Source organism: Zoogloea sp., assembly GCF_023150065.1.
Taxonomy (GTDB): domain Bacteria; phylum Pseudomonadota; class Gammaproteobacteria; order Burkholderiales; family Rhodocyclaceae; genus Zoogloea.
Genome location: NZ_JAKLLN010000005.1, coordinates 256259 through 262719, shown reverse-complemented (window position 1 = coordinate 262719; position 6461 = coordinate 256259). Strand labels below are relative to the sequence as shown.

At 65.7% G+C, this 6461-nt stretch carries 8 protein-coding genes; 4 read left to right on the top strand and 4 right to left on the bottom strand.

What is annotated here, in order from left to right:
- The 4 genes from L6Q67_RS09060 to L6Q67_RS09045 form a co-directional block, all read right to left on the bottom strand.
- Positions 1-245: hypothetical protein (locus L6Q67_RS09060; RefSeq protein ID WP_296568258.1), on the bottom strand; the 245-nt coding region annotated here is incomplete at its 3' end.
- 28 nt (positions 246-273) lie between these two features.
- The gene (locus L6Q67_RS09055) at positions 274-1101 is read right to left on the bottom strand and encodes a DUF932 domain-containing protein (protein ID WP_059400661.1); all 828 of its coding nucleotides are present in this window, start codon (positions 1099-1101) and stop codon (positions 274-276) included.
- Between the two features lie 90 nt (positions 1102-1191).
- On the bottom strand, positions 1192-1803 hold the full coding sequence (locus tag L6Q67_RS09050; protein ID WP_059400660.1) for a DUF3275 family protein: 612 nt from the start codon (positions 1801-1803) through the stop codon (positions 1192-1194).
- Positions 1804-1858: 55 nt separating this feature from the next.
- Positions 1859-2410, bottom strand: a complete 552-nt coding sequence (locus L6Q67_RS09045) for an STY4534 family ICE replication protein (protein ID WP_296568254.1) — start codon at positions 2408-2410, stop codon at positions 1859-1861.
- A 394-nt stretch (positions 2411-2804) separates the two neighbouring features.
- Here L6Q67_RS09045 and L6Q67_RS09040 point away from each other — a divergent pair, with 394 nt between their 5' ends.
- The 4 genes from L6Q67_RS09040 to L6Q67_RS09025 are packed head-to-tail and all read left to right on the top strand — an operon-like array spanning position 2805 to position 6308.
- Entirely contained in the window at positions 2805-3083 is a 279-nt protein-coding gene (locus L6Q67_RS09040; RefSeq protein WP_134240547.1) for a metal/formaldehyde-sensitive transcriptional repressor, read from the top strand.
- Between the two features lie 8 nt (positions 3084-3091).
- Complete coding sequence (gene dmeF / locus L6Q67_RS09035; protein ID WP_296568252.1) at positions 3092-4078, top strand: CDF family Co(II)/Ni(II) efflux transporter DmeF; 987 nt, start codon at positions 3092-3094, stop codon at positions 4076-4078.
- Positions 4075-5331, top strand: a complete 1257-nt coding sequence (locus L6Q67_RS09030; RefSeq protein WP_134240545.1) for an MFS transporter — start codon at positions 4075-4077, stop codon at positions 5329-5331. The genes dmeF and L6Q67_RS09030 overlap by 4 nt, the downstream gene beginning before the upstream one ends.
- Positions 5331-6308, top strand: coding sequence for an arsenic resistance protein (locus tag L6Q67_RS09025; protein ID WP_296568251.1), 978 nt, complete (start codon positions 5331-5333; stop codon positions 6306-6308). Before L6Q67_RS09030 ends, L6Q67_RS09025 begins: the two co-directional genes overlap by 1 nt.
- Positions 6309-6461: the final 153 nt, after the last annotated feature.

The window sequence follows — 6461 nt, the reverse complement described above, 5'->3', positions numbered from 1 at the left end:
CCGGATTTACGCCACTTCGCCTTGATCACGAGAGCTTCACGGTTCCTTGCCCACTCGCCCTGCTCCGCAGCGCCTTCTATCCGGTTCTTGTCCATCGGCTCGCAGATTACGATCCACGCTTCCTCCCCACGCTCGGTCGCCCTCACGCAGTTGCGCTTCACTTCGTTCGCTGTGATCAACTTACGGCGGGACTTCCACCCGCAGGAGGGCGCCCATGCTGGGCGCACAAAGAAGAAGCGGACCATGCCGCGATGGGCACGATCCGCTTGAGGGTCAGGCTTTCAGCTTGCGCAGGCCTTCCGCAAGCAGCCAGAGTGCCCGGTTGAGTCGGACGTTCTGGTCGATGCCCTGGACAGGTCGTGTGCGCTGCTGGCGCCCGTTGGCACCGCGGCCGGTCAGGCCACCTTTGACGAGGTTCTCCTGGACCCGGTTGAACGTGGACCACAGATCCGCAAGGTTGTCGTCGAAGCGACGGGGATGCAGGACCTGGTTTTCCGTGATCGGCAGGGTCTTGCCGGGCTCGTCGTACTTGAGGACCAGGGCCGACTTGGCGAAGACCTCGGCCTCGCCGTCGTCGAGCGTGATGGCGCGCATGGCGTCGCGCGAGTCCTGCACTTGCTCGAAGCCATGCAGCACCTCGTAGGCACCCTCGATCACATGGTCGGTGACGTTGCCCTTGTGGGGCACACGCACGTCGGCGAATGTGTCGCCGCACACCAGGCCGTTCTGGCAGACGAAGCGGAACATGCCCGCCAGCATCTGGTAGCTGCTGGTGCCATCGTGCGAATTGAGCAGGATGATCTCGTTGGCCTCGGCGCCGTTGATCTGGCTCGCATGGCGAAGGCGCAGCATATGCTTGGTGTAGTCGCGGCGGTCCTCCTGGCGCACGCGGGTCTGGCACACCATGAACGGCTGGAAGCCTTCCTTGCGCAGTTCGGTCAGCACAGCCGCCGTGGGAATGTAGCTGTACCGCTCGGAGCGGCTCTCGTGCGGGGTGTCCGCGAAGATGGAGGGCGCGACAGTGCGAATCTGGTCATCGGACAGCGGATGATTCGACCGCAGCACCGGGGAGCGATAAGCGAAGCGGGATGCGAGTTGCATGACGATCTCCTTGGATAAGAGACCGGAGCCCCGCCCCACCGGGGAGGAACCCCGGCGGGTGGTGAAACGCCGCTGGCGCGGCGGTTGGAATCAGGCCTTGGCGAGATGCCAGTCCTGGGACAGGGGAGCGAACTCGTAGCCCAACGTACCGAGACGGTCGCGCTGCTGACGCAGGACGCGGCGATCGACGGTGGCGTCGAGCTTGACGACCTCGCCCAGCGGCCAGAGCGCGCCGAACAGCGCCGCGTCGTCCGCCTCGGCCGAGGCCTCGGGGGATGCGGCGGCCGGCTCGCTGCCGAACGGCGTGGTATCGACCAGCGGATCGCGCGGGCTTCGAGGCTTCGCCTTCGGTTTGGCCTGGGGCACTGCCGGCGCGGGAGCCTGCGCTTCCTCGTCGATCGGATCGACTTCCTGTGGACTCAGCCGGCGGGCTTCGTCACGGCTCAGGGCGTCGATGTTGGACAAGGTCATCCCGCCCAGGAGGGCGCGGATCTCGATGACCATGCGGCCGTTGGCGTTGTACGTGGAGGGACGGATTTCGGCGATGACGAAATCGCCCTCGTACTTGCCTTCGGTGTACTGATCGAGCTCGGCGTTCTTCACGACGAACTCGCCGATGGAGGTCGCAAGGCGGCCGACGTTGAAGTCGCCGTTCCTGCCGTGGATGGTCTTGATGGCCAATTGGCCTGGGAGGGTGATCATGAAGGTCTCCTGCTGATGATGAGAGGGAAGGCCCCAGGGAACGGGGCCTTGCGGATCAGAACGACTCGGCAGCGGCCAATGCGGGGGCATCGGCAGAGTCGTCGGCAGCATCGGCGACGGGCTTGGAAGGCTCCGGTGCCGAGGCATGCTGCGCGGCGGGCACGTCGGACGTCACAGGGACTTCCGGGTCGCGCCCGTCGGTCTCGGTCGGCCTGGGTTCGGCCTTGTAGACGAGCTTGCCGTCGACCTTGATCCAACTGACGAACAGCAGGCGGGCCTTGAGGCTCACACCCTGCTCGCCGGCACGCTTCCCCTTGGAATAGGTGAAGGTGTCGGTCCACAGGTCGCCCAGGCGGAAGCCGATCATCACTTTCTTCTCCGCCTCGACGGCATCGATGCAGCGACGAACCAGGTGCTGCGCTTCCGAACCCGATACGCGCGTGTCGAAACGCACATACGAGACGTCGTCGCTGGGACCGTTCAGAGCCGCGATGTCGCAGGCCAGGAACGCATCGCCTTTCTTGGGCTTCACTTCGCGGATGCGATTGAGGTACCCGAGGCCGGTGATGTGCAGATCGAAATAGGACTTTTCGGTGGAAGTGGTCATGGTGAATCTCCTGAAGGACAAGGTTGCGGAGACACACCCGACCCAGGCGGGGAAGGTGTGGAACCCCCGCGTGGGTTGATGGAACAGCTTCGTGGCATCGCCATCGAGAACCGATGGGCGTTCGCGCATGGATGCCGGTGCGAACTGGAGTGATCAACGCGGTCGGAACCGCATCGCAGCCTTGAAGATCGTGGCTGCCTGGGCATGTCGCTGACGGACGTCAGCGGAACATGGCCGGAAGCGTGGCACGAAGAAAGCGACGGGCCGAGCGGATATCGGCATTCGCCAATGCCCGCATTGGTGGGGCCTCAGTGACGATGCGCGCCTGAGCGAAGTGCCTTCGACACGCGCTCCTGATACCATACCCCCCTATGCCATACTCCGAGAGCGCGCCGTGAGCCACACCATCCGCGAAAAATCCAAGTTGCTGGGCCGCGTGCGCCGCATACGCGGCCAGGTGGAGGCGCTGGAACGCGCGCTGGACGCCGAAAAAGGGTGCGCCGAAGTCCTGCACCAGATCGCCGCGGTGCGGGGGGCCATCAATGGACTGATGACAGAAGTCCTGGAGGAGCACGTTCGCACGCATATCGCCGACCCGTCGATCAGCAGCGACGCCGAGCGAACGCAGGGGGCCAAAGAATTGATCGACGTACTGCGCGCCTACATCAAGTGAGAACCGCCATGCATACCGAAAACCTGTCCAACTGGATGCACGGCCACGTCTTCGATACCGGTAACGACGCCGCCGAGCGCAGCACGCGGGTGGTGATGTGGATCACGGCCGTGATGATGGTGGTCGAGATCGCTGCGGGCTGGTGGTTCAACTCGATGGCTCTGCTGGCCGACGGCTGGCACATGAGTTCCCACGCCGTCGCGATCGGTCTGTCCGCGATGGCCTATGCCACCGCCCGGCGCTATGCGAAGGACCCGCGCTTCGCATTCGGTACCTGGAAAATCGAAATCCTGGGGGGCTTCGCCAGCGCCATCTTCCTACTGGGCGGGGCCGTGATGATGGTGGTGGGCTCGGTGGAGCGGATCGTCTCGCCGCAGCCCATCCAGTACCAGGAAGCGATTGTGATCGCCGTCCTCGGGTTGGCGGTGAATGTCATTTGCGCATTGATTCTCGGCAAGGCGCACCATCATGACCATGGTCATTCTCATGGGCACGATCATGGCCATGTGCATCACCACGGCGACCATCACGATCTCAACCTGAAGTCGGCCTACCTGCACGTCATCGCCGACGCCGCCACATCGGTCCTCGCCATCGTGGCCCTGGTCGGTGGGTGGATCTACGGCTGGTCCTGGCTGGACCCGGTCATGGGCATCGTCGGTGCCGTGTTGGTTGCCGTCTGGGCCAAGGGTCTCATCACCGATACGGGCAAGGTGCTGCTCGACCGCGAGATGGATCACCCCGTGGTCGATGAGATTCGGGAGGTGGTGGAAACCGGGCCGGACGCCGGTGACGCGCGAATCACCGACCTGCACGTCTGGCGCGTGGGCAAGCAGGTCTATTCGTGCGCCCTGACCGTGGTGACCCACGACAGCGCGCTGACGCCGGACGTCGTGCGTGAGCGCCTGTCGGTGCACGAGGAGATCGTCCATTCGACCATCGAGATCCACCACTGTCCCGATGCGCCGACAGATGCAGTCCGGGCGACGACATGAAGACCGTGACAGAAAACATCACCAACAATGACAACTCGGTCCAGGGGAACGGGTGGCTGAACCGCACCGTCGCCGGCGCCGGGATCACCAGCGCGCTCGGCGATTTCTGCTACGAGACCACCACCGTGATCCTGCCCGGCTTCCTGGCCGTGCTGGGCATTCCGGCCGCCGCGCTGGGCATCATCGAGGGCATTGCGGATGCGGTGGCGAGCTTCACCAAGATGGTGTCGGGGTACATCGCCGACAAACTGGGCCACCGCAAGCTTCTGGTGCTGGTCGGTTACGGGCTCACCCCGCTGGGCCAGGCCCTGATCGCCCTGGCCGCGGGCTGGCCGCTGATCCTGCTCGGGCGCATGGTGTCCTGGTTCGGCAAGGGCCTGCGCGGCCCGTTACGCGACGCCATCGTGATCCAGGCGGTCAGCCCCGCGACGCGCGGGCGCGCCTTCGGTTTTCATCGCGCGGCGGACACCGTCGGCGCAGTGTTCGGCCCGCTGTTGGGCGTGGTCTTGCTGGGGCTCGCTCAGGGCTGGCACTGGAGCGACGACGCCGGCCCCTTCCGCTTCGTGCTGTGGCTCTCGCTCATTCCCGGCCTGCTGGCGCTGCTGGCCTTCCTCGCATTGGTGCAGGACCCGCAGCATTCGCCGAATCCGGCGCTCAAGTTCTTCGGCTCGCTGCGCGGGCTGCCGTCCCGGTTCAAGCGCTATCTCGGCGCTGTCGGACTGTTCGGCGTCGGTGATTTCTCCCACACCTTGTTGATCCTCGCCGCCACCACGCTGCTCACCCCGTCGATGGGCGTGGTGCAGGCCGCGCAGGTGGCCGGGCTGCTCTATGTGTGGCGCAATGTCGTGCAAGTGGCCGCGTCGTGGCCGGTGGGTTGGCTCGCCGATCGCGTCGGCCACCTGCCCGTGCTGGTGGCGGGCTACGGCCTGGGTGTTGCCACGGCGGTGCTGACCGCGCTGGCCTTCTGGTCTGACCTCGACAGCGTGGCGCTGCTCGCGGGAATCTTCTGCATCGCCGGTCTGTATGTCGCCGTGCAGGAGGCGCTGGAATCCACCGTGACTGCCGAAATGGTGCCGGCCGAGACCATGACCATGAGCATGGGCGCGCTGGGCACCGTCAACGGCACGGCCAAGTTTCTCTCCAGCGCCACGGTCGGCGTGGTGTGGACGGCGGTCTCGCCGGTGTTGGCGTTTGCCTTGGCGGCCACCTTCATGCTGGCCGGCACGCTCGCCATCCTGCGGGTGCGCGACTGATGGACCGACTGACCCTCGAACGCCGCCAGGTCTGGATCTACCTTGCCGCCATCGCAGGCGGCCTGGTGCTGGGCACCGTTGCGCCCGAGATCGGGCCGCGCTTCGAGGTCTTGTTGTGGTCGGTGCCGGCCGCGCTGCTCTACACGACCTTCGTGCAGGTGCCGTTGCTCCATGTACGCGACGCCTTCCGGGACCGGCGCTTCGTGCTGGCCATCCTGCTCGGGAACTTCGTGCTGATCCCGCTGGTGCTGTGGCTGGCACTCCAGTGGCTGCCGGGCGACCCGGCCCTGCGCCTCGGCGTGCTGCTGGTCTTGTTGGTGCCGTGCACTGACTGGTTCATCACCTTCACCCAACTCGGCCGCGGCACGCCGGCACGAGCCATCGCCGTCACGCCGCTCAATCTGCTGGCACAGCTGTTGCTGTTGCCGGTCTACCTCTGGCTGATGCTGCCGGTGGCCGATTTCAGCGCGGCGCTGAAGACCGAAGAGATGCTGCCCGCTGCACTCGCGCTGATCGGGCTGCCCCTCGTGGCCGCCGCGCTCAGCGAACGCTGGGTCGAGGCGCGGACAGAGCGGGCCATCTGGCGCGAGCGACTCGGCTGGTGGCCGGTGCCCTTGCTGGCGGTAGTGGTGTTCCTGATCGCCGGTGCGCAGGTCGGTACGGTGCTCGATGCCGGGCCCGTGCTGCTGATGGTGCTGCCGGTGTTCGTCGGCTTCCTGCTGGTTGCCGCGCTGCTGGCGCGCGGTCTCACCCGGTGGTTGCGGCTGCCGATGGACACCGGCCGCACGCTGGCCTTCAGCTTCGGCACCCGCAATTCCTTCGTCGTGCTGCCGTTCGCGCTGGCCTTGCCTGCCGGCTGGGACACCACCGTGGTGGTGATCGTGTTCCAGTCGTTGGTGGAGCTGTTCGGGATGGTGTTCTACCTCTGGTGGCTGCCGCGTCATCTGTTCCGGGAACCGATGAAGGCTGGGGCATGAGCAGGTCAAAGCGATATCGTGCTTCCAAGTGGGACCACCTCAAGGCGCTGTCGCTGAGCGAGGCCATTGCCCGTCCCATCGGGGTGCCGGTCGCAAGTGAAGAAAAGGGCGAAACCGCGTCCCAGGAGGCTTGACATGGACGAGTGCTGCACC

Coding starts and splice junctions, on each gene's coding strand:
- L6Q67_RS09055 (WP_059400661.1), bottom strand. CDS start 1,101: ATGCAACTCGCATCCCGCTTCGCTTATCGCTCCCCGGTGCTGCGGTCG.
- L6Q67_RS09050 (WP_059400660.1), bottom strand. CDS start 1,803: ATGATCACCCTCCCAGGCCAATTGGCCATCAAGACCATCCACGGCAGG.
- L6Q67_RS09045 (WP_296568254.1), bottom strand. CDS start 2,410: ATGACCACTTCCACCGAAAAGTCCTATTTCGATCTGCACATCACCGGC.
- dmeF (WP_296568252.1), top strand. CDS start 3,092: ATGCATACCGAAAACCTGTCCAACTGGATGCACGGCCACGTCTTCGAT.
- L6Q67_RS09030 (WP_134240545.1), top strand. CDS start 4,075: ATGAAGACCGTGACAGAAAACATCACCAACAATGACAACTCGGTCCAG.
- L6Q67_RS09025 (WP_296568251.1), top strand. CDS start 5,331: ATGGACCGACTGACCCTCGAACGCCGCCAGGTCTGGATCTACCTTGCC.